The organism is Nesterenkonia sp. K-15-9-6 (assembly GCF_052656005.1).
The window spans coordinates 43797-65559 of record NZ_JBQYEY010000005.1 but is presented as its reverse complement, the minus strand read 5'-3'; the positions used below and the strand labels follow the sequence as shown (position 1 = coordinate 65559).

The window sequence follows — 21763 nt, the reverse complement described above, 5'->3', positions numbered from 1 at the left end:
GAGGTGACTCTGTGCTGCCTTACATGATCCGGCGGATCGGCTGGTCGCTGCTGACGGTCTGGCTGATCTCGTTGGTGTGCTTCTTCATCATCCAAGCCCCTCCCGGCGACTTCGTCTCGGTGCTGATGGCAGATGCGGAGGCCGAAGGACGCCGGCTCAGCAGCCAGCAGGTCCAGGTCCTGCGCGAGCGCTACGCCCTCGACGCGCCCTGGTATATGCAGTACTGGGCGTGGATCACCGGGATCATCACCGTCGGCGACTTCGGCTACTCCTTCCGGTGGAACCGCCCGGCCACGGAGGTCATCCTGGAGCACCTGCCGTTCACCGTGCTGCTGGCCGGAGGGTCGCTGCTGCTGACCTGGATCATCGCCTTCGCCATCGGAGTGTTCACCGCGGTGCGGCGATACAGCATCAGTGACTACCTCTTCACCTTCCTGGGCTTCATCGGCCTCTCAGTGCCGAACTTCGTGCTGGCTCTGGTGTTCATGTACATCGCGTTCCGGTACTTCGGCATGAGCGTAGGAGGGCTGTTCTCTCCGGACATGGTGGAGGCGGAGTGGTCCCCGGCCAAAGCCTGGGACCTGATGCGGCACCTGATCGTGCCCGCGCTGATCATCGCCACTGCTGGGACCGCGGGACTGATCCGGATCACCCGGGCGAACCTGTCCGACGAGCTCGCGCAGCCGTATGTGACCGCTGCTCGGGCCCGGGGCCAGCGGGAGGGCGTGCTGCTGATGCGGTATCCGGTGCGGGCCGCCATGAATCCGTTCATCTCCACCGTCGGCTACGCCATCCCGTCGGTGATCTCCGGTGAGGTGATCGTCTCCACGGTCCTCTCCCTGCCCACCACCGGGCCCGTGCTGCTGGGGGCTCTGCGCAACCAGGACATGTACCTGGCCGGCAGCTTCCTGCTGATCCTGGGGGTTCTCACCGTCATCGGCACCGTCATCTCCGACCTCGTGCTGGCCTGGGCCGACCCCCGGGTCCGGCGCCAGCATTCAGGAGCCGCCTCATGAGCCTGCACAGCCCCTCACGACCCGTGTCGGATCCTGCACAGGACGACGCCGGACGACGCTCCTCGCGGAGTCTGATCTGGAGACGCTTCCGACGGCACCGACTGGCCCATGTCTCCCTGTGGGTCGTGGTCGCGGTCTACCTCATCGCGCTCTTCGCCGACGTGATAGCCCCGCGCTCGGCCGGAGCCTACGACGCCGAGCATCCCTACGCTCCCCCGCAGTCGATCACCCTGACGGACCCCGGCGACGGCCGGGGTCCGGGCCTCTACGCCCATGGGTACACCCAGGAGTTCGACGAGGTCTCCTGGAACCGGACCTACACCAAGGACCCCGAGGAGCTGCACAAGCTGGGGCTCTTCGTGGCCTCCGGGCACGACTACCGGTTCCTCGGACTGATCGAGACCGACCGGAAGCTGCTGGCTCCCGTGGACGCCGACGCGCCGTTCTACCTCCTCGGCTCGGACGCCAACGGCCGGGACATCTTCTCCCGCGTCGTCCACGGCACGCGGGTCTCCCTCTCCATCGGGCTCTTCGGCGTCGCGCTGTCCCTGGTCATCGGCATCACGCTGGGCGCCCTCGCGGGATTCTTCCGCGGTGTGGTCGACACCGTCATCCAGCGCGTCACCGAAGTGTTCATGTCCCTGCCCACCCTTCCGCTGTGGATGGCACTGGCCGCCGCCCTCCCCCGGGACTGGGGACCGCTGACCATCTACTTCGCCATCACGGTGCTGCTCTCCCTGATCGGATGGACCTCATTGTCCCGAGAGGTCAGAGGACGGGTGCTCACCCTGCGCAGCGAGGACTACGTGGTCGCCGCCCGACTCGACGGCGCCAGCCGCTTCCGCGTGATCCGCCGACACATCCTGCCCAGCCTGACCAGTCACATCATCGCCTCCGTCACTCTCGCGGTGCCGGCGATGATCCTGGCGGAGACCTCGCTGAGCTTCCTGGGCCTGGGGCTGCAGCCACCCATCGTCTCCTGGGGCGTGCTGCTCCAGGAGGCGCAGAACATCCGCAGCGTCATCACCGCACCGTGGCTGCTGATCGTGCCCTCGGCCGCCGTGGTGATCTCGACCCTGGCCCTGAACTTCCTCGGCGACGGCCTGCGTGACGCCGCCGACCCCTACGGAGGAGCGGTGAAGTAGATGACTCTGACCCCCACGACCAGCACTCGGACCAGCACCAGGACCAGCACCCGGGCCAGTACCGTCCCGGCTCCGCCGCCCCGCGGCGACGCCGCCGCGCTGCTGGACGTGCGAGGGCTCTCCGTCGCCTTCCCCACCGACGACGGAGTCGTGACCGCCGTGGACCGCGCTGATCTGCTCATCCGGCCTCACCAGGTGCACTGCCTGGTGGGCGAGTCCGGCTCCGGGAAGTCCCAGACGGCGCGGGCCGTCCTGGGTCTGCTGGATCCGCCCGGGCGCGTCAGCGCCGGCCAAGCGCTGTTCCGTCAGGCGGACGGCCAGGTGATCGACCTGACCACGCTGCGGCCGCGCGGCCGCAGCCTCCGGCACATCCGCGGCGGGGAGATCGGCATGGTCTTCCAGGAGCCGGCGCGCAGCCTGTCCCCGATGCACACAGTGGGGGTCCAGATCGCGGAGGCCATGCGGCTGCACCGCGGCCTCGACCGCAGGCAGGCCTGGGAGGCCGCCGTCGAGGCGCTGCAGGAGGTGCGCATCCCTCGCCCTGAGCTGCGGGCGAAGTCGTACCCGTTCGAGCTCTCCGGAGGCATGCGGCAACGGGCGATGCTGGCCATCGCACTGGCCGGACGGCCGCGCCTGCTCATCGCCGATGAACCCACCACGGCTCTGGACGTCACGACCCAGGCCCAGATCCTGCGCCTGCTGCGGAGGATCCAGGAGGAGCGGGAGATGGCGGTGCTGTTCATCACCCATGACCTGGGAGTGGTGGCCGACATCGCCGACGAGGTCTCGGTGATGCGGCGTGGCCGAGTCGTGGAGAGCAGGGACGTGTACGAGCTCTTCGCCGAACCGGAGCACCCCTACACGCGCATGCTTCTGCAGGCCACGCCCACGCCCCGTCCCGGGCCGATCTCCGAGAGATCGGCAGTGCCTGCCGGGGCCCCAGGCCCGGCGACCCTGCTCCAGGTGCGGGGACTGACCCGCCGGTTTCGTCTGAGGTCCGGGCTGTTCGGCATGGGGCGCACCGAGCTGCAGGCCGTCGACGACGTCGACCTGCAGCTGCGTCAGGGCGAGACTCTGGCACTGGTCGGCGAATCAGGGTGCGGCAAGTCCACCCTGGCCAAATGTCTGCTGCGGGTGGAGCAGCCCACCTCCGGCAGCATCACCGAGTCACTGCACGGGACGCCGGACGGGGCGCCGGACCGGACGCCGCGGGCTCGACCAGGCGGCCTCGATGTGGCCACGGCCCCCGAATCGGCCCTGGGCGACTATCGCCGCCGGGTGCGGATGGTCTTCCAGGACCCCTTCGCCTCGCTGAACCCGCGGATGACGGTGCGCGACATCCTGGCCGAACCGCTGCGGCACGCGGGCCCCGTCGCCCAGGAGAAGCTCGTGGAGCTGCTGGAGCTGGTGGGGCTGGAGGCATGCCACCTGGATCGCTACCCGCACGCCTTCTCCGGCGGACAGCGTCAGCGCATCGGCATCGCGCGGGCCATCGCCACCGATCCGCAGGTGGTCGTCGCCGATGAGGCTGTCTCCGCCCTGGACGTCTCCGTGCGGGCCCAGATCCTGGACCTGTTGGCGAGGCTGCAGGACGAGCGGGGGCTGAGCTATCTCTTCATCTCCCACGACATGTCCACAGTGGAGCACCTGGCGGATCGGGTGGCTGTGATGTATCTGGGCAGCCTGGTGGAGCTCGCCCCCGCCGCACAGCTGTTCAGCCGACCCGCCCATCCCTATACCGAGACGCTGCTCTCCGCCGTTCCCGTGGCAGACCCGGTGCGGCAACGCTCCCGCGAGCACCTTCCGATCCCGGGCGAGCTGCCCGACCCGACTCAGAGACCCACCGGCTGTCCCTTCCGAACGCGCTGCCGATGGGCCGAGGACATCTGCGCGGAGGAGGCCCCGGCGATGACCGAGGTCTCCCCCGGCCAGTCCGCGGCCTGCCACTTCGCCGGCGAGATCACGCTGCGCGGCCTGGCGGACTGACCCGCCCGGCCCGCGCTCGCTGGACTTGCCCGCACTCGCTGGACTCCCCGGGAGCCCAGGACGGAGACGGCCCCGGACGGATCCACCGTCCGGGGCCGTGGAGCCTCGCCGTCTCGGGAGGTCCCGCCGGCGGGCCCGCGCCGGCTCAGCCGAGCAGGTCCACCACCTGGCCGGGGTGGTCCACGACGTCGGTGGCCCACCCCTCGGCGAGTGCGTCCTGCAGCTCGTCCTCTGTGCCGGAGCCGCCTCGTGTGAGGATCCGGCGGCCGATGCCGACCTCCCGGGCGCCGAGCCCATCGTTGAAAGGTTTGTCCCCCAGCATGGCGGTCTGCTCCGCAGGGACCCCCGCCATGCGCAGCGCGACGGTGAAGATCTCGGCGTGTGGCTTCTTCAGTCCCACCTCGTCCGAGCAGGCCCAGCCGGCGATCCGATCGGCGAGCCCGTGGCGGGCGAAGACCTCCCGCACTCCACGGCCGTTGATCGTGTTGGAGACCACGATCACGGGCACCGAGGTCGCAGCGCACCGCTCGAGCAATGTGGTGACACCCGGGCGCAGAGTCTTCCGGGACTTGGATCGGTACAGGGCCAGCTGCAGCTCCTCAGCCTCGGCCAGGAGTGCCTCCCGAGCCTGTGCGTCCACGAGGTCCCGGGTGAACTCTCCCCAGTACTGGCGCGGCGTCACCTCGTCCAGCGTCTCCCCCGGCGCCCCCGGGGCGCCGCCTTTGTGGGCCTTGTACCGGCCATGCGCCGTGCGCACCAGGTGCAGGGCCTCATCCACGGTGATCTCCACGCCGGCCCGGCCCAGGGTCCTCAGGACCGCCTCCGCGACCCCTGCCAGGGGCCGGTCGGCCGGGACTGTGGCCGAGACGACGCCGCCGTGGTCCAGGAGGAGAACCCGCACGGGCGTGGCACGATCGGGGCGCACGGCGCCGGCCCTGGATCGAAGCACGTCGGCGGCAGGGCCGCCGTCGTGAGCAGCGCCCCCGTCGTGGGCTTCGTCGGCAAGTGCCCGCCGCATGAGGTCGATCAGACCGCGGGGCGTGTCCAGGACGGCGTCGGGGACCTCCCGCACCGGGAACGGCGGCTCATCCGTATGCTGGGAGCGGATCAGGACCACCGCCCCCGCGCCGGCCCGACGCCCGGCGACCAGATCTCGATCCAGGGTGTCACCCACGTACCAGCTGCGCCCCACCGAGATTCCCAGTGCCCGCGCCGCCCGATGCAGCATGTCCGGGTGCGGCTTGCGGATCCCCGCCTCGTCCGAGTAGATCTGCACGGCGAAGCGCTGCTCGATCCCGAGCTCCGCCAGCAGCCGGCGGTGGCTCCGCCCGGAATGGGCGTTGGAGACGATCCCCACAGGCACCCCTGCCTCATCCGCGAGGTCCAGGAGCTCGACGACGCCGTCCCGCAGACGGTGCTCCGTGAGCGTCAGGGCCATCGTCTCCAGCAGCTGGGCCCCGTGGCCCACCAGGATCGCGCGTGCCGGATCCGGCAGATCCGCGAACCAGAAGTCCTCGAGGAGCTCCCGGACCGTCAGCTCCCGGGGCCGACGACGACGGCTGGAGGCGTGCTTCCAGTGCTTCAGGGCGGCCCGCCCGGCATGCAGGCTCTGCTCGAGACGCCCCTCCTGGAGGTCTGTCCCGGCCGCTCGGAGCAGGTCCCGCAGGTGCGCGACGAGCTCCGCGACGCCGCTGGGCCGCCGATGCGTGGTGATGATGACCCCGCCGAAGTCCAGCAGCAGGGCCTGCGGCGCCTGCGGTGGGCGGTCAACGGGTTCGGCCGCGCCGTACGCGGTCGCAGGGTCGGCGAGCGCCGAGAGGGCAGACATGCGGGTCCTCCGAGGTCGTGGGCAGGTCCCTGCGACCGTACGAAGCGGGGGTGACCGGGCGGGTCCCGGTTCATGAACGATTCTGGAACGCTCCATGCTGCGGCGCTGGAACGTGCCAGATCCCCCGGGGAGCCGCGTGGCGACGGCCTACAGTGAGCGACAGGTCCCTTGGGAGGACCAGGCCGACCACCGAGACCTCCGAGGAGGGCACCACCCGATGAACACGTCCCGCCGCACCGCCGTGGACCGCCGTCCTTCCGGGCGGGCCCCGACCATCCACGACGTGGCCCGCGCCGCCGGGGTCTCCAAGTCCTCGGTGTCCCTGGCCGTGCGGGGTCAGGCCGGACTGTCGGAGGCGACCCGCAGCCGCATCCTCGATGCCGCTCAGCAGCTGGGCTACCGGTCCAATGTGTGGGCACGGTCGCTGGTGCAGGGGCGGACCGGGTTGATCGGAGTGCTGCTGGGAGATCTGGGCAGCAGCTACCACCGCGACGTCACCAACGGCATCGAGGACGCGGCCGCCGAGCAGGACATCCGCCTGGTCATCGGCCATGGGCGCCGCGACCCGGAACGCCTGCGCCGTGAGCTCGACTCGCTGCTGGCACTCGGTGTCGAAGCGGTGATCGTGGTCAGCTCCTGGCTTCCCCCGCAGCATCTGGAGGCCGTGGCCCAGCGGGTGCCGATCGTCGTCGTCGGCCGACTCCCTCAGGAGGTCCCCGGGGTGGACACCGTGGCGAACCAGGATGCGGCCGGCGCACGCCTGGCGGTGGAACACCTGCTGAGCCTGGGGCACCGCCGGATCCTGCACCTGACCGGGTCCTCTCGTACGGCCGCGATGCACCGCCGACGCGCCTACTCCGAGGTGATGCGGGCCCGCGTGCCGGAGGTCGGCCCGCAGGTGGAAGGTCCCGAGCACCTGGACCGGGCACATGCCCACCTGATCTCCCAGGTCCTCCGCGGGGAAGGACCCACGGCCGTCTTCACCCAGAACGACCGGATCGCGGCGGAGCTGATGGGGCGCTGCCTGGACGCCGGGATCCGTCTGCCCGACCAGCTGAGCGTAGTGGGCTACGACAGCTCCAGCCTGTGCTCGGTGCTGCGCCCCCGACTGACCAGCATCGACCAGCCCCGGCTCACGATGGGGTCGTTGGCTCTGCGGATGGCCGTCGAACGGATCGCGGGGAAGCTGGGCGGCGCGGGCGCCGGATCCGGCGCCCCGGTGGACCAGGCCCCGCGCAGCGCCGCCCTGGCGCCCACGCTGATGATGCGGGAGTCCACCTGCGCGCCTCCGGAGGCGGCGGACCGGTGAGTCCGTCCCACCGGTGGGGACGGGCCTGATTCCGGGACGAGGGGCGGCCGCTCACACGATCCGGCGCTGCTCCGCCCAGCGGGTCAACTCATGCCGGGACGAGAGCTGCAGCTTCCGTAAGACCTTCGAGACGTGGGACTCCACGGTCTTGACGGAGATGAACAGGTCCGAGGCGATCTCCCGGTAGGTGTAGCCCCGCGCGATGAGCCGCATGACCTCCACCTCCCGGGCGGAGAGCAGATCCAGCTCCTCGTCCCGGACGTCCTGGGCCACCGAGGAGGTGCCGAAGGCGTCCAGCACAAACCCGGCCAGCCGTGGGGAGAAGACCGCGTCTCCCCCGGCGACGGCCGCGACGGCGTCGACCAGGTCATCCGAGCTGATGGTCTTGGTGATGTACCCGCGGGCGCCGGCGCGGATGACCGAAACCACGTCCTCGGCCTGGTCCGAGACGCTGATCGCCAGGAACCGCACGTCCTCCAGCAGGTCACGGCAGCCCGCCACCACCTCCGCTCCCCCGCCGCCGGTCCCACCCGGCAGGTGTACGTCCAGGAGCACCACCTCGGGCAGGTGCTCGCGCACCGCCAGCACCGCGGAGTCGACGTCGTGGGCCTCCCCGACGACGGCGACCCGACCGTCCAGCTCGGCGCGCAGCCCGGCGCGGAAGATGGCGTGGTCGTCCACGATCACCACCCGATGCAGCTCAGTCATGGCCGTTCTCCTCCTCGACGGCGGCGTCGACCGGCATGAACAGCTGCACCTCGGTGCCTCGGCCGTTCGAACGGATGCGCGCCTCGCCGCCGGCCCGACGCATCCTGCCGATGATGGACTCCCGGACTCCGAGGCGGTCCTCCTCGATCCCCTCGAGGTCGAACCCTGGGCCCCGGTCACGGACGAAGACCGCGTCCTGGGCGGCGTCGGACTCCACATACACCGACGCCGGCCCGGCGTGCTTCAGCGCGTTGACGATCGCCTCCCGGACGGCGGCCACCAGCACACGGTGGTCCTGACGCCGGGACTCGCCGACGGCGACGACCTCCACCGTGCCGTCATGCATCTCCTCCAGTTCGGCTGCGGCCGCGGTGAGCTGGTCCTTCAGCGTGCCGGACTCGTGCTCCTGCTGGCGGTACAGCCAGCCTCGCAGCTGCCGCTCCTGGCTGCGGGCGAGCCGCTCCACGGCCGCAGGGTCGTGACGCTGCTTCTGGATCATCGCCAGCGTCTGCAGCACCGAGTCGTGCAGGTGGGCGGCGATGTCCGCCCGCTCGGCCTCCGCGGCCGCGCGGGCCCGCTCAGTGGTTGCGGTGCGGTACAGACGGATCAGCCACGGGGCGATCACCAGGGCGATCCCGGCCAGCAGCATCATGGCCACGATGAGTCCCAGCAGCAGGTCCCCGCCCGGTACGAAGCCGCCGGCGATGACCAGCAGCGAGACCACCACGAGCCCTGCCCCACCGGCGATCTGCCACAGCGTGCTGTGGTCGGCGCCGCCACGGCCGGTCTTGTCGACCTGGGACCAGGCCAGGAGGATCCCGACCAGGATCACCGCGGGCGGCCCGAAGAGCCGCCAGTTCATCTCGACCCCGGCCAGGGACAGCGCCAGCAGGGCGGCCGCACCGAGCAGCAGGCCGCCCAGCAGCACCTCCGGCGAGCTGGTCAACGAGTCCAGGACCCGGCGGATGCGTTCCCCCGGGTCGGCGGCTCCCTGGGTCCCGTCACGCGCCGCGCCGTCGGACGCGGGCTCCGCACCGGGCGGCCCTTCGCCGTCCACGGCCGGGCCGGAGAGGCCGCGCACCCCGGCGGTGGCCTCCGGCTCGTCCTCCGACGGCACGAAGATCCACAGCCAGCAGTACAGGAGGATCCCTACGCCTCCCGCGATGGCCAGGCCGATCATCACCGCGCGGACCACCGGCAGGGAGACTCCGAGGTGCCGGGAGACGCCCAGGCACACGCCGGCCACGGGGGTGCCGGTGCCCCGGCGCAGCGGGGGCCGTTCGGTGTCCGTGACCATGGTTCCATCCTGCCACGGCGGGAGACCCTGAGACCCGTCGTCGCCCGGAATTCCGGGCTTCTGAGGGAAGGATCAGGGTCGGATCAGGGTGGACCCCCATAGCGGAGACCCCCGGGGGCGGAGGAAGCTGGAGGCATGGATGACTCGACCACTCCCCACGATGAGGGCGCCCGGCCACGGCCGGAGGCGCCGGACCCCCGGCCTGAGGCCGGCCACCAGTTCTTCGACTGGATCCGCTCCACCGGCCTGACCCGTCCGGACACCGGGTGGGCCGGCGGCGTCATGGCGCTGCTGGCGCAGAAGCTCCGCTGGGACGCCACCCTGGTGCGTGGCCTCGGCGTCGTGGCCCTCGTGCTGTTCTTCTCCCCGGTGATCCTGCTCTACGGCCTGGCGTGGATCCTGATCCCGGACTCCAAGGGCCGGATCCCGACGCAGCAGGCGCTGCGCGGAGACTTCACCGGCGGACTCGTCGGCGGCGCCGCCCTAGCGATCATCGGCGCGCTCAACGTCTTCACCCCGCTGAGCCTGGCCGGGCCGTTCGCGATCCTGCTGAACCTGGTGATCATCGGTGTGGTCGCCTGGGTGGTCTACACCCTGATGCGTCGGCACACCGCGGAGGACGGCGGCCCGCACTGCGCTCCGGCGGGCTCCTCGTCCGGGCCGGGCGGATACGGAGACGACGCCGCGTTCCGCCGTGAGGCGCAGCGGGAGGCGGACCGGGAGGCCCGCCGGGAGACTCGCCGGGCCTCCCGTCACGCCCGTCATGAGGCGCGCCGCGCCGCGCGGGAGGCCTCCGCGCAGGTGAAGGAGGACGACGCCCAGGGAAAAGCGCAGGCCGGGAGCTCATCATCCGTCCGTGATGACGGGCGCCCGGCCTGGTACCCGAAGGAGACGGCCTCCGACGCCGACAGCGGCTCCGGAGGCGGCTCCGGAAGCGGTCCGGGCAGCACCTCCGGCGCCGCCGGGACGTCCGCCCCCCGCAGTCCGCACCAGGACGCGCCTGCCGGCGCCGCCGTGGCCTGGGACCCCCGAGTCCTGGAAGAGGCCCGGCGTCGGCGCATGATCGCCTTCGGTCTGTTGCTGGCCGCAGCCTCCGGCGTGCTGGCCGCGATGTGGGTCCTGGGCGTCTCCGGCACCTCCGCGGTGCTGGCCGGACTGGTGGGCCTGGTCTCCGTGCTGGCTCTGCTGCACCTGCTGGGGGCACTGCGCGGCAGGCGCGGGCACGGCTTCCTGCTGACGGTGGCCACCGTGGCGATGCTGCTGACCTTCTTCGTCCACCAGAATCCCGGCAGCGCACCCTCTGTGAGCGGCTCGAACGTGGCGTTCGGCAGCTACACCAGCGACGCCGAGTCGCTGAACTCAGCTTTCGCGAACACCACCATGGACCTGCGCCACCTCGCCGGACGTGGCGAGCCTGGCGTCACCGAGGTGGTCCACGCCGAGCTGAACTCCGCCTTCGCCCGCACCACCGTGGTCATCCCCGACGACTCCACGCTGATCGTCCAGTCCCGTCAGGCGCTGGGTCGGCTCGACATCCATACCCAGGACGAGCAGCGCAGCTCCCGCGGAGCCGAGGTCACCGAGCACCGGATCGGTGACGAGGATGCGGATCTGCAGATCCTGCTGACGGCCAACACCGCCTTCAACAGCGTGGAGATCTACGACGCGACCACCTATGCGGAGCAGGTCGAAGGTGACATCGGCGGGCAGCACGACGACAGCGACGCCGCCGGAGCCGGTGCAGGTGCCGGAGCTGGTGCAGGTGCCGGTGCCGGAGACCTGACCGATGCGGCGGCGTTCGAGACCTATCCCGTCCCGGGCGGCATGACGCAGGCCGAGACCGCCGCAGACCTGGAAGGAGCCGACCGATGACCCACGACCACGACGAGCCCCGCACCACTTCCCCCGACCGCCGCGCGTCCCCAGAGCCCCCTGACTCCCCGCAGTCCGCCGGATCACCGGCCGACTCACCGACGGGCGCCGCATCCGCTACCGCGTCCCCGACCCGACCGACCATCCCCCTGCCGCCGGAGCCCGAGGACGTCGACGCCCTGCTGGCCGACTCCCTGAGGGCCCAGAGCGAGCAGGAGTTCACCTGGAAGGAGCCCGAGCGTCGCCCCCGCTGGTACGAGCGGGCCGAGATGCAGCAGACGGCCTCCGCCGAGTCTCCCTCCGCCCCGGCCGCTGCGACCGCACCCGGGAAGTCCCCCGGACGCCGGCGCGGCGGACCCCGGATCGGGCAGGCGGTCTTCGCCCTGATCTGCCTGATGCTGGCACTGTGGGTGTTGGCCGCCGTGGTGCTCAACGTCATGATCGACCCGCTGATGGTGGCCCTGGGCATCTGCGCGGTGGCCGGACTGGCCCTGGTCGTCGGAGGCCTGCGCCCCCGCCCCGGCGCCAGGCTCTGAACCGGGCCATGGTTCGGAGCGCTCGCGGAGACGTCCCGGCCTGCGATCCTTGACAGCCCGCGAAGCGTCCGGCCTACCCTCAGAGCCCGCCGATGCCATGGAGTGACATGGGGTCAGCGGGGTGAGCGTCGCCGTCGAACGCAGGGAGCGCATCATGGACAGGGCCATGCCGCCGGTGGTGGACCAGCAGATCTGGGAGCAGGAGCTGGAGCGACTGCGCACCCGGGAGAAGGCGGTCACCCGCGAGCTGGACGCCGTCGCCGCGCAGCGTCGTCGCCTCCCGATGGTGAAGATGCCCGACTACACGCTCGCCGGTGAGCATGGCCCCGTGCGGCTCGCGGAGATCTTCGACGGGGCCTCCCAGCTGATCACCTACCACCACATGTGGACTCCGGGCGCCGAGTGGCAGTGCGGCGGCTGCACCGGCTACACCTCCCAGTTCACCCGCCTCGACTTTCTCCGGCACTACGACGCCCGGTTCGTGATCGTCACCCAGGGTGAGATCCATGATGCCCTGGCGTATCGGGAGAAGGTCGGCAACCGGATGACCTGGTACTCCACCGCCGACAGCAGCTTCGGCGCCGACGTCGGCGCCCCGCCGGGCGGAGGCTTCGCCCTCAACGTCTTCCTCCGCGACGGCGACGACGTCTACCGCACCTGGCACTCCTCCGGACGCGGGACCGAGCAGCTCAGCCACACCTTCGCGCTGGTGGACGTGCTGCCCTACGGACGGCAGGAACGGTGGCAGGACTCTCCGGAGGGATGGCCCCAGGACCCCACCTACAGCGGATGGTTGGGCTCCGAGGAGGTCGCCCGGCTCTATGGGAGCGGCCGCGAGGACGACGGGCCGCAGGAGGATGAGCGGCAGGAGGATGAGCGGCCATGAGACGGCGGCGGGCCCACGGAGCCTCGGAGGAGGCCCTGCACAGGGACCGGCTGATCGAGGCCCCGGCCGCCAGGATCTTCGCCGTGCTCACCGACCCCGACCAGCACCAGTACACCGAGCCCTCCGACTGGGTCAGGGAGGCGATCTCCTCCGAACCGCTGACCCGTGTGGGACAGATCTTCGGGATGGCCATGCACCACGTCAATGCCGGCGGCGACTACGTCATGCACAACAGAGTGGTCCTCTTCGAGCAGGACCGGGCCATCGCCTGGGAGCCCGGCCAGTACGGCGCCGCAGGACAGCTCGACGTCGGCGGCTGGATCTGGCGCTACGACCTCGCACCCCACGGCGCGGGCACCGAGGTCCGGCTGACCTATGACTGGTCGGCCACCCCGGCGCATGTCCGCGCGGAGATCGGAGGCATGCCGCCCTTCGGCGCGGACTTCCTGGAGACCTCGCTGGCCACGCTGGACGTGCACGTCACCTCACGCACCCGGTGATCGCATGCGTCGCTCCTCGCCGTCCTGGCACTCGGGGGTCTCACCGCGGGCGCCCTCGTGCTGTCGGCCTGCGGACCCTCCCCGCGGGCCACGTCTTCCGGCAGGACGGCTATCGAGACTTCACCGCAGACTGCCCCACCGGGGCGCCGGACGCGATCTGGCTCGAAGAGGCCACTGGGGAGACCCTGCTGATGGCCGTCGGTGCGCCCGGCGGTCCCTCGAACACCCGACGAACCAGATCGACGACCGCCCGCGCGTCCCGGGAGGGCTCGCCGAAGAAGACCCACTGGCGGGAGGAGCCCCCAGATGCCACGCCCCGGCGCTCTCGGGCCTCCTGGCGGACTCGGTGAGCGCGGACGAGCACTTCTCCGAAACGCGGCTGGACCACACCGCCCGCGGTCACATCCGCATCATCGGGGCTCCGGAGCCAGCCTCCGCCGGTGCTCGGAAGGGCACGGCCGACGGCGAGGACACCGGATTCGTAATCGCCCGTGAGGCGGACGCCAGGGGGCTGTATCGGCGCCCGGTGGGCAGCCGATGGGGTCGGCTCCGCCGTGAGGTGCTGCTGCCGGTGACCACCAGCCCCTTCGCGGAACTGTTCGTCCTGGTCTAGGTGCCGTTCGCGCTGCCGCTGCTCGGCTCGTGGATCCCGGGACGCAGCGCCGTGGGCACCGCGCTCCATGGCCAGGTCGACGGCTTCCGCGAGGCACTGGCGGAGATGACAGCCCAGGAGCTGGCTGGTGCCACTGAGCTCGGCACTCTGGCGGCCTCCTCCGAACCCGGGGGCAGGATGCTCCACCAGCGGCGCCTCGGGCACTCCTTCGGGGCTTCGGTGGGCACCGTGGTCAGCACCTCTGGCGGCTTCGCCGGTGGAGGCGGCGGAGTGAGGTGGGGCGGTCGGTGACCGCCCCACCCGGTCAGGCGTCCGCGCCGTCGTCCTCCGCGCCGGTGTCCTCCGCGCCGGTGTCCTCCCCACCAGACTCTTCAGAGTCATCAGAGAACTCGTAGCCGCTGCGGGAGACCTGCATCCAGTTGTCCCCGGCGATGCAGGTGATGGCGTCCTCGCCGACCGTGCAGGCCAGCCCCTCGACCTCGAGGACCTCGCCGTAGTTCAGCGTCGGCACCTCAGAAGACTCGAACTGGGGGTAGACGGGCCCCTCGTAGCCGTAGAGCCCCACGTCGGACTCCAGCAGGGACGGGTGGCGCTCACGGCCCTGGTCGTCCGGCTCGGGCTGAACGTCCTCGTCGAAACTCATGTAGCAGACCGCGGCCGGAGTCGCGGCCTGACCTGAACGCCCCAGGCTGCACGTGTGCCGGCCACTGGGAGTCTCGAACTGCCAGGCCCGGGCGCCGATGGCCTGGCTCTGCTCGTCCAGCGGCACCTCGAAGGCGTCCGGGTCCACCCGGTCCCCGCTGAGCTCCCCATCGAGGTGCTCATCCGCGGCCTGGTCCTCCTCGGGCTCCTCCTCCGCACCGTCGTCGGCAGCGTCTTCGGCACCGTCGTCGGCGCCGTCCTCGGAGGTGTCGGCGCCGTCGTCGTCGCCGGAGCCGCCGTCTGGGGCGTCCTGGCCGTCGGTCTCCTCCTGTGCGGCGCCGTTCTCCTCGGTCTCGCCCTCGGAGTCATCGGCCACCGCGCAGGAAGCCAGCGCCAGTGCTCCGATGCCCAGCACGCCCACCAGAGCCTGCTTCGTCCTGATCAACGCCATCGCGCCCCCTTGTCCGTTCGATCGGTCCTCGTCAGCCACATGCTACTGCCCTCTGCCGCCCCAGGGGGAGAGGGTGCCGGTGCCGCGTCAGCGCGTCGGCGCCCGCAGACAGACGGATCCCCGGATGTCAGGCGTGCTGCCTGACTCCCGGGGATCCGTCGTATGAGCAGATCAGGTGACCTGCGAGAAGCGGTCCTCAGACCGCGACCATCACTTGAGGGTGACGGTGGCGCCGGCGCCCTCCAGGGCCTCCTTGGCCTTCTCAGCGGCCTCCTTGTCGACACCCTCGACGACAGCCTTGGGGGCGCCGTCGACCAGCTCCTTGGCCTCCTTCAGGCCGAGGGAGGTCAGACCGCGCACCTCCTTGATGACGCCGATCTTCTTGTCGCCAGCGGCCTCGAGGATGACGTCGAACTCGGTCTGCTCCTCAGCAGCCTCGCCCTCGCCACCACCGGCGGCCGGGGCCGCACCGGCGACGGCCACCGGAGCGGCGGCGGTCACGTCAAAGGTCTCCTCGAACTGCTTCACGAACTCGGAGAGCTCGATGAGGGACATCTCCTTGAACTGCTCGATCAGCTCGTCGTTGCTCAGCTTCGCCATGGTTGGCGCTCCTTCTCTGTCTTGGCGTGCCGCGCCGTCGGTCCGACGACGTCGACACATGCGGATCTTGGTGGTCACCACCGCTCCTGCGGAGCGATGTGGCAAGGCCCCCGGTACGCCTCCGGGACCTCACCGTCGTGTCACTCGGCTCAGGCGGCCTCTTCCTGCTTGGCCCGCAGCGCGTCGGCTGCCCGTGCGATCTTGGAGATCGGGGCCTGGAAGGTGGCAGCAGCCTTGGTCTGGGCGCCGATGAGCGCCCCGGCCAGCTTGCCGAGCAGAACCTCACGGGATTCAAGATCCGCGAGCTTCTTCACGCCCTCCTCATCGAGAGCGGCGCCATCCATGTAGCCGCCCTTGACGATGAGCTGAGGGTTGTCCTTGGCAAAGTCACGCAGCGCCTTGGCCACGTCCACGGGGTCCCCGTGGACGAAGGCGATCGCGGACGGACCGGACATCTTGCCCTCAAAGGCGTCGACGCCGGCTTCCTTGGCCGCGATCTCGGTGAGCGTGTTCTTCACCACGGCGTAGTTCGCGTTCTCCCGCACGGACCGCCGCAGAGTCTGCAGCTGGCCCACGGAGAGGCCGCGGTATTCCGTGAGCACTGCGGCGTTGGAGCTGCGGAACTGCTCCGCGAGCTCGGCAACGGCGGCAGCCTTCTCAGGATTCGCCATGGCACTCCTTCCGATCAATCGAGCCGGCCAGGTCCTTCCAGAGGTCCAGGGCATGAAAAAAGCCCCGGTGCGCAGGCACGGGGCTCTGATGACTCCCAGCAGAGACGCCGTGAGAACACGGGCCTCCCGATGGGGAGATCGGCTCGAGGTGCACCTGCGCAGGTCGCCCGGAAGGGTCTTTACAGTTGCGCCGCACATCGAGCATGCTGCTCGACGACCGTGGAGCTCAGTGCCACTGCTCTCCACACGACGACAACGACCGGCGGTCTTTGGTCAGCGTTCATATTACACAGCCGACGGCGCCGGAGCAAAACGGGCCCCGACGGCGCCGCACGCGCGAGGAGCGGTCCCTCTCCGTCGGGAGAGGGACCGCTCCTCAGCAGGTGGGCGGCAGGCGCTCAGCCGCGGCGACGCACCAGGCGGGCCCGGTGGGCGAACGCCATGAGCGCGGCACCCAGTGCCAGGAAGGCCCCGGCGATCGTCCCGGCGGTGCGGGCCTCGACGCCGGTCTCCGCCAGCTTCTCGCCGGAGGACTCGGCCGGGGCCTCGGTCTTCGTGTCAGCCGTCGAGACGACCTCCTCCTCCGTGGAGTCCTCGACGGTGACCGTCACGCCCTCATCGGAGAGTTCGACGTCGATGCCGGCAGCGGTGTCCTCGGCGGCATCGTCGTCGTCACCCTCCTCGGAGACGCCCTCCTCCGCGTCAGAGGTGGACTCGTCCTCGGCGACAGGCTCGTCACCGTCATCCTCGGAGGCAGACTCCTCGTCTCCCTCATCCTCGGACGACGCCGAGTCATCCTCATCCGACGGGGTCGACTCGTCGCCATCCGACGGGGACTCATCCTCGTCCGGCGGGGTGACCTCACCTTCGTCCTCATCGTCCTCGTCATAGATCTCGACGTCCTCGTCGTTCGCGTTGCGCAGGAAGTCGGTGGGGACATAGAAGAGGAAGAAGTCGGTGGTGTCGAGAGCATCCGCGAGCTCAGGGCTCTCGACCATGATCCGCTGCCCGATGAGGTCGGGGTTCCGTCCCTCACCCACATCCTCCGGCGAGTCGGCATGAGCAAAGCGGATCAGCGTCCCGGCCGGGATGTAGGCCAGCACCTCGTCGTTGAGCCCCTCGGTGTAGGAGCCATAGACGGGTGCGCGGTCCGTGACCACCGCAAGGTTCCACAGGTCGCCGTCATACTCCGGGTCGTCCAGATCGACGGTGGGTGCCTCCGATTCCGTCGGCGTCGGCCGCGGGCCGTCGGAGACCGCGCTGTCATCGTCGACGGAGGTGATGTGGTCGGTGCGGATCGAGACAGACTCCACATCGAGCTCGCGCTCGAAGAGGTCGTCGGTGAGGGTGACGAACCCTCCGGCCTCGTCGACCCGCTCGAGGTCGCCGGTGAAGCGGACGATCGAACCCTCCGCGATGTAGGCGATCGGTTCACCCCACTCCCCGCCAGTCTCGAAGACCGGAGCCCGCTCCGTGACGACGAGGACGACCTCGTCCTGGTAGTCCGAGGCATCGCGCGGCGGGAACTCCAGGACCGGCACATCGGCGTCCGGCACGTCCGTCTCAGGAGCGTCCTCATCGGGTGCACCGTCGGCGACAGCGGCGACGTCCGAGGGAGAGAAGTACACGACTCCTACCCCGAAGTGCTCGGCGAAGATGCCGTCAGAGGAGGAGATCCTGGACCAGTCGTCATCCGCGTCGAGGTCACCCGAAGAGTGCTGCAGCACGCCGCCCTGGGCGACGTAGCCGATGACCTCGAGCTCTCCGTCCTCATCGATCACGTGCACGGGCGCAGGGTCAGCCGTGACCTGGAAGAACTCGTCCTCCTGGCCGGTCACGTCACGCGGTCCGACCGTGATGGTCGGCAGCTCGCCGGCATCTTCAGCGTCCGCGTCCTCACCGTCACCCTCTTCGGAGCCCGCACCCTCCTCCTCGGAGACGGGCTCGTCCCCCTCAGAGCCAGCGTCGTCCTCGTCGGAGACCGGTTCGTCGCCGTCTGCGGCGTCCTGGTCCCCACCCTCGGTCGCGTCCTGGCCGTCGTCGACGGTCTCGTCCTGAGTCTCCTCGACGACCTCTGCCGAGTCCGGCTCCTGCTCGGTGTCCGCGGAGACGGGCGCCATGCCCAGTCCCAGCATGCCGGCGGTCACCGCCGGGCCAGCGATCAGCGCCGCGGCCAGTCGCCCCTTCTTTGTGGTCAGTTCCTCGGTCATGAACCCCTCATGTCTCGGCCCGCACGCATGACGGCAGGCCTGTTCATCTGGTTGCTGATGCTGCTCGGCGTGGCCCGCAGGCCGCCGCGCCCTGGGCGCAGGACACCGAGGCGCCTCCATGCGTCGCCCCACCTCTCAGACGACGGAGACTCCTGTGACAGTAGCGAAGCGTTCAGGAGGATTCAAGGTTTTGTCAGGATTCTTTCCAGCGACGCAGGTCAGCGACTGAAGCGCACCACCCCCGAGCACACCTCTCGGGAGGCGGAGCCCCGGCGGAGTCGGCCACCGTCAGTCGTGGTGGCGGATCCGCGTCATGGCACATATACGCCACACTGTTCCTCTTCTCAACGAGACGTGCGGCGCAGAGCATGGTGATCACCTGTCACTCGACCAGGAGAACATCTGTGATCACTCCATCCATGACCACCCGTGCGGCGGCGATGCTCGCCGCGGGTGCGCTGACTCTGACCCTCGCCCCCGCGGCGAGCGCTACACCCGGTGCCGGCGACGTCGTCGTCCCCGCATCCCCCCACGCCGCACACCCCGACGCCGGAGAGCTGGGCGCCCATCTTCTCGACCAGGACCTCGAGTGGGAAGACTGCACGTTCCCCAGCGTCGCCCCCGAGACGGAGGCCGCACTGCAGGAGATCGAGGGACTCGCCTGCGCCGACGTCACCGTCCCCCGCGACTGGCACGACCCCACCGACGGCGAGACGCTGACCGTTCGCGTGTCGGTCACCGACACCGCCGACCCCGACCTCTCCCAGGGAATCGCCCTCGTCAACCCGGGCGGACCCGGCGGCTCGGGCCTGCCCTGGGGAGCCGCGATGGCCATGCGCTCACCCGAGCTGGCCGAGCAGTTCAACTTCGTCGGCTTCGACCCGCGCGGAGTCGGCGAATCCACACAGCTCATCTGCGAGTATCAGCCGGACGCCTCCCATGACGCCTGGGAGGACTCCGCCGCCGCAGTGGACGGCTGCCTGGAGAATCCGCTGACCCCGTTCATCACCACCGAGCAGACCGCCTATGACATGGACTTCATCCGAGCCCTGCTCGGTGAGGACCAGATCAGCTACGTGGGCTACTCGTACGGCACCTGGCTGGGCAGTTGGTACCAGACGCTCTTCCCCAGCCACTCCCACAGGTTCCTGCTCGACTCCGCCACGGACCTGACCCGGAAGTCCCTGCAGGAGACCTGGGACCTCCAGCCGCGCAGCCGGGACCGGCAGTTCCAGGACATGCTGCTGCCCTACATGGCCCGCAACCACGACACCTACCAGCTCGGCGAGGACCCGATGGAGATCCGCCGCGCCTGGGAGAACGCCGGCGGCACCCGTGACCCGCTGGGTGCGCTGATCACCGCGCAGATCGTCATCCCGGCCATGTACTCCACCGCCGGATACCCTGGTGCGGCAGACGCGATCGCCACGTTCATCGCGCTCGACGCCCCGGAGGCCGACGGCGCCGAGGAGCTCTCCGCGCAGCTGGAGGACTTCATCGCCTCCTCCGGCGGTGTGGCCGTCGACGAGGCAGAGGCTTCCGTCGTGCAGGCCCAGCTCTTCGAGAAGGCCCGCGAGGAGGTCCAGCGCCTGGTCGAGGTCGAACAGGCCGCCGTGACCGGGGAGACCGTCGCGTTCTCCGGAACGTTCAACGCGATCCGGTGCCAGGACGGCCAGTGGAACCAGTCCCAAGGCTATTGGAACGCCTGGGTGGCGGACCTGAACAACAAGGCTCCCTACATCGGCCCGCTCATGGGCGCCCCGCTGTGCGCCCACTGGCCGGCGGTCACTGAGAAGCCGAAGCCGCATCAGCGCACCCACCCGGACACGCTGATCCTCCAGGCCGAGTTCGACGCCGCCACCCCCTACGAGGCCGGTGAGCGCTCGGCGAAGATCATGCCCAACACCACGCTGATCAGCGTGAACAACGAGGGGACCCACGGGATCTTCCCCTATGGCACCACCTGCGTGGACGACCCGGTGGAGGCCTTCTTCCTGGAGGGCACCATGCCTCAGAACGTGGTCTGCGGGGCGCTTCCGCTGCCCGGCGAGGACCAGGCATACCAGGTCGGCGGGGACATCCATGAGGCCCAGCAGTCGGTGAAGGTCAAGATGCGCACCGACGCGGTCAAGGAGGCCAACCGGATGGTCCGCGAGATGCTGCTGGAGCAGCACCACGGCCAGTGACCCGGTGACCCCTCGCGTCGAGCCCCTCCCCGCCGTCGGCGGGGAGGGGCTCGCCCGCGTCTGACCGCTCCACACCGGGGCGGCCGACGTCGGGCCCAGCGAACTCAGGTCCTCAGGGAGAGGTCAGGCAGGGCTCAGACCAGCCAGCCGCGACGCGCGGCCTGCACCCCCAGCTGGAAGCGGGTCCGCGCCCCGGTGCGCTCCAGGAGGTCCTGGACCCTGCGGGAGAGCGTCCGCCGGCTGATCCCCAGCTCCCGGGCCATATGTTCATCGGTCAGTCCGGAGGCCATCAGCCGCAGCAGCTGCCGGGTCTGACCGTCGACGTCGTCCAGATGCGGGATGTCGTCGGCCACCCCGAGGGGCACCGACGTCGCCCAGATCGAGTCGAAGAGCCCGATCAGTGCGTCCAGCAGAGGCGAGGGGTGGACCACCACTCCGGTGACCCGTTCCTCCTCGTTGAGCACGATGAGCCCGAGATCGTCGTCCATGAGGCGCAGGCGCATCGGCACTGCGGCATGCACTCGGGCCTCTTCCCCCAGATCCACGGACTCCCCGATCGCCCGTCGGATGTCCGGGGCCGCGGCGGCGTCCTCGCCGTACACGGTCCGATACCGGATCCCGCGGGGCAGCATCTGCCGCTGGATGGGACACATCTCCCCCGCCGTCGAGGGCGAGTAGGGTCCACGGTCCAGGGAACGCACCTCATGCCGGACCGCCAGCTGCGAGGAGTCCGCCACCTGCGTCACCGCACTGCGGCCGTGCAGGACCTCCACGATCTCCGTGCCGGACTCGGTGGGTCGGTCCCACAGGGAGCCGAGCTGGTGCTCCAGGTGCAGCACTGCCTCCGCCTGACGGCGGTGCCTTCGAGCCACTGCCCGCAGGACCTGGCGCGGATCGTTGAGCAGCCAGACGCCGTCGTCCCCCGACTCCCCCAGCAGCCCTGCCGCCGCCAGTTCGGCGCGCACGGGTTCCGGCGGGATGACCCGGCGGCTCCCCTGAGCGAGCAGCGTCAGATAGGCCTCCGCCGCCTCCCCGGAGAGGCCCAGCCGATGCAGCTGGTGAGCGTCCATCGTCGAGGCCACGGCCGGGGACTGGCTGGGCGACGTGCTGGGCGACATGCTGGATTCTGGCGTGGCCGGTGCGGCAGTGTCCATGAGGCGCGCTCCTCTCCGTTCCCCTCGGCGAGCTCCCGGGCCACGTTACCGGAGCGTCAGGGAGATCCTCGTCACAGGGTCAGCACCACGGGAGGTACGCTCGACTCTGACATCGATGGGACGGCCGATCGGCCGCCGCGGAGGAGGAGCGCC

At 70.4% G+C, this 21763-nt stretch carries 19 protein-coding genes; 11 read left to right on the top strand and 8 right to left on the bottom strand.

The annotated features are described in order from the left end of the window. Positions 1-23: 23 nt before the first annotated feature. From SD455_RS04750 to SD455_RS04740, 3 genes are read left to right on the top strand one after another with little or no spacing between them, the layout of a single operon-like run. Positions 24-1016: an ABC transporter permease gene (locus SD455_RS04750; RefSeq protein ID WP_070158378.1), complete on the top strand. Its 993-nt coding sequence runs from the start codon at positions 24-26 to the stop codon at positions 1014-1016. Continuing rightward, complete coding sequence (locus tag SD455_RS04745) at positions 1013-2161, top strand: ABC transporter permease (protein WP_445507398.1); 1149 nt, start codon at positions 1013-1015, stop codon at positions 2159-2161. Before SD455_RS04750 ends, SD455_RS04745 begins: the two co-directional genes overlap by 4 nt. Continuing rightward, positions 2162-4147 (top strand): dipeptide ABC transporter ATP-binding protein, encoded by a 1986-nt coding sequence (locus SD455_RS04740; protein ID WP_445507397.1) that lies wholly within the window; start codon positions 2162-2164, stop codon positions 4145-4147. A gap of 145 nt (positions 4148-4292) precedes the next feature. On the opposite strand, the gene SD455_RS04735 is transcribed toward SD455_RS04740, so the two are convergent. After that, positions 4293-5975 (bottom strand): HAD family hydrolase, encoded by a 1683-nt coding sequence (locus SD455_RS04735; RefSeq protein ID WP_445507396.1) that lies wholly within the window; start codon positions 5973-5975, stop codon positions 4293-4295. A gap of 217 nt (positions 5976-6192) precedes the next feature. On the opposite strand from SD455_RS04735, the gene SD455_RS04730 reads away from it, so the two are divergent. Next, complete coding sequence (locus SD455_RS04730; RefSeq protein WP_445507395.1) at positions 6193-7284, top strand: LacI family DNA-binding transcriptional regulator; 1092 nt, start codon at positions 6193-6195, stop codon at positions 7282-7284. A gap of 51 nt (positions 7285-7335) precedes the next feature. Here SD455_RS04730 and SD455_RS04725 read toward each other — a convergent pair whose 3' ends face one another. Beyond that, positions 7336-7992, bottom strand: a complete 657-nt coding sequence (locus SD455_RS04725) for a LuxR C-terminal-related transcriptional regulator (RefSeq protein ID WP_070159398.1) — start codon at positions 7990-7992, stop codon at positions 7336-7338. After that, on the bottom strand, positions 7985-9289 hold the full coding sequence (locus tag SD455_RS04720; RefSeq protein WP_445507394.1) for an ATP-binding protein: 1305 nt from the start codon (positions 9287-9289) through the stop codon (positions 7985-7987). The genes SD455_RS04725 and SD455_RS04720 overlap by 8 nt, the downstream gene beginning before the upstream one ends. A gap of 135 nt (positions 9290-9424) precedes the next feature. Between SD455_RS04720 and SD455_RS04715 the strand changes: the two genes are divergently transcribed. From SD455_RS04715 to SD455_RS04690, 6 genes are all read left to right on the top strand, one after another. Further along, positions 9425-11161 (top strand): PspC domain-containing protein, encoded by a 1737-nt coding sequence (locus tag SD455_RS04715; protein WP_445507393.1) that lies wholly within the window; start codon positions 9425-9427, stop codon positions 11159-11161. Next, the gene (locus tag SD455_RS04710; protein WP_085437601.1) at positions 11158-11697 is read left to right on the top strand and encodes a hypothetical protein; all 540 of its coding nucleotides are present in this window, start codon (positions 11158-11160) and stop codon (positions 11695-11697) included. Before SD455_RS04715 ends, SD455_RS04710 begins: the two co-directional genes overlap by 4 nt. A 154-nt stretch (positions 11698-11851) precedes the next feature. Continuing rightward, the gene (locus SD455_RS04705) at positions 11852-12583 is read left to right on the top strand and encodes a DUF899 domain-containing protein (RefSeq protein WP_445507392.1); all 732 of its coding nucleotides are present in this window, start codon (positions 11852-11854) and stop codon (positions 12581-12583) included. Next, positions 12580-13083, top strand: a complete 504-nt coding sequence (locus SD455_RS04700; RefSeq protein ID WP_083277330.1) for an SRPBCC domain-containing protein — start codon at positions 12580-12582, stop codon at positions 13081-13083. The genes SD455_RS04705 and SD455_RS04700 overlap by 4 nt, the downstream gene beginning before the upstream one ends. A 346-nt stretch (positions 13084-13429) precedes the next feature. After that, positions 13430-13696: a hypothetical protein gene (locus SD455_RS04695; protein WP_445507391.1), complete on the top strand. Its 267-nt coding sequence runs from the start codon at positions 13430-13432 to the stop codon at positions 13694-13696. After that, positions 13697-13987 (top strand): hypothetical protein, encoded by a 291-nt coding sequence (locus SD455_RS04690; protein ID WP_445507390.1) that lies wholly within the window; start codon positions 13697-13699, stop codon positions 13985-13987. It begins immediately after the preceding gene. 13 nt (positions 13988-14000) lie between these two features. Here SD455_RS04690 and SD455_RS04685 read toward each other — a convergent pair whose 3' ends face one another. The 4 genes from SD455_RS04685 to SD455_RS04670 all read right to left on the bottom strand — a co-directional run bounded on the left by SD455_RS04685 (position 14001) and on the right by SD455_RS04670 (position 18270). Next, positions 14001-14789, bottom strand: coding sequence for a hypothetical protein (locus SD455_RS04685; RefSeq protein ID WP_445507389.1), 789 nt, complete (start codon positions 14787-14789; stop codon positions 14001-14003). Between the two features lie 210 nt (positions 14790-14999). Beyond that, entirely contained in the window at positions 15000-15389 is a 390-nt protein-coding gene (gene rplL / locus SD455_RS04680; protein ID WP_070158998.1) for a 50S ribosomal protein L7/L12, read from the bottom strand. Between the two features lie 149 nt (positions 15390-15538). Further along, positions 15539-16060 carry a 50S ribosomal protein L10 gene (gene rplJ / locus SD455_RS04675; RefSeq protein WP_070158999.1) on the bottom strand — a complete coding sequence of 174 codons (522 nt, stop codon included), beginning with the start codon at positions 16058-16060 and terminating at the stop codon, positions 15539-15541. 398 nt (positions 16061-16458) lie between these two features. Next, complete coding sequence (locus SD455_RS04670; protein ID WP_445507388.1) at positions 16459-18270, bottom strand: hypothetical protein; 1812 nt, start codon at positions 18268-18270, stop codon at positions 16459-16461. Between the two features lie 404 nt (positions 18271-18674). On the opposite strand from SD455_RS04670, the gene SD455_RS04665 reads away from it, so the two are divergent. Next, on the top strand, positions 18675-20456 hold the full coding sequence (locus tag SD455_RS04665) for an alpha/beta hydrolase (RefSeq protein WP_445507387.1): 1782 nt from the start codon (positions 18675-18677) through the stop codon (positions 20454-20456). 134 nt (positions 20457-20590) lie between these two features. On the opposite strand, the gene SD455_RS04660 is transcribed toward SD455_RS04665, so the two are convergent. After that, positions 20591-21610 carry a helix-turn-helix transcriptional regulator gene (locus SD455_RS04660; protein WP_445507386.1) on the bottom strand — a complete coding sequence of 340 codons (1020 nt, stop codon included), beginning with the start codon at positions 21608-21610 and terminating at the stop codon, positions 20591-20593. Positions 21611-21763 lie beyond the last annotated feature (153 nt).

What these genes read in the sequence shown, in the direction of transcription:
- SD455_RS04700 (WP_083277330.1), top strand. Translation starts at nt 12,580, where the DNA reads ATGAGACGGCGGCGGGCCCACGGAGCCTCGGAGGAGGCCCTGCACAGG.
- SD455_RS04740 (WP_445507397.1), top strand. Translation starts at nt 2,162, where the DNA reads ATGACTCTGACCCCCACGACCAGCACTCGGACCAGCACCAGGACCAGC.
- SD455_RS04735 (WP_445507396.1), bottom strand. Translation starts at nt 5,975, where the DNA reads ATGTCTGCCCTCTCGGCGCTCGCCGACCCTGCGACCGCGTACGGCGCG.
- SD455_RS04710 (WP_085437601.1), top strand. Translation starts at nt 11,158, where the DNA reads ATGACCCACGACCACGACGAGCCCCGCACCACTTCCCCCGACCGCCGC.
- SD455_RS04745 (WP_445507398.1), top strand. Translation starts at nt 1,013, where the DNA reads ATGAGCCTGCACAGCCCCTCACGACCCGTGTCGGATCCTGCACAGGAC.
- SD455_RS04730 (WP_445507395.1), top strand. Translation starts at nt 6,193, where the DNA reads ATGAACACGTCCCGCCGCACCGCCGTGGACCGCCGTCCTTCCGGGCGG.
- SD455_RS04715 (WP_445507393.1), top strand. Translation starts at nt 9,425, where the DNA reads ATGGATGACTCGACCACTCCCCACGATGAGGGCGCCCGGCCACGGCCG.
- SD455_RS04725 (WP_070159398.1), bottom strand. Translation starts at nt 7,992, where the DNA reads ATGACTGAGCTGCATCGGGTGGTGATCGTGGACGACCACGCCATCTTC.
- SD455_RS04660 (WP_445507386.1), bottom strand. Translation starts at nt 21,610, where the DNA reads ATGGACACTGCCGCACCGGCCACGCCAGAATCCAGCATGTCGCCCAGC.
- rplL (WP_070158998.1), bottom strand. Translation starts at nt 15,389, where the DNA reads ATGGCGAAGCTGAGCAACGACGAGCTGATCGAGCAGTTCAAGGAGATG.
- rplJ (WP_070158999.1), bottom strand. Translation starts at nt 16,060, where the DNA reads ATGGCGAATCCTGAGAAGGCTGCCGCCGTTGCCGAGCTCGCGGAGCAG.
- SD455_RS04685 (WP_445507389.1), bottom strand. Translation starts at nt 14,789, where the DNA reads ATGGCGTTGATCAGGACGAAGCAGGCTCTGGTGGGCGTGCTGGGCATC.
- SD455_RS04720 (WP_445507394.1), bottom strand. Translation starts at nt 9,289, where the DNA reads ATGGTCACGGACACCGAACGGCCCCCGCTGCGCCGGGGCACCGGCACC.
- SD455_RS04750 (WP_070158378.1), top strand. Translation starts at nt 24, where the DNA reads ATGATCCGGCGGATCGGCTGGTCGCTGCTGACGGTCTGGCTGATCTCG.
- SD455_RS04705 (WP_445507392.1), top strand. Translation starts at nt 11,852, where the DNA reads ATGGACAGGGCCATGCCGCCGGTGGTGGACCAGCAGATCTGGGAGCAG.
- SD455_RS04670 (WP_445507388.1), bottom strand. Translation starts at nt 18,270, where the DNA reads ATGACCGAGGAACTGACCACAAAGAAGGGGCGACTGGCCGCGGCGCTG.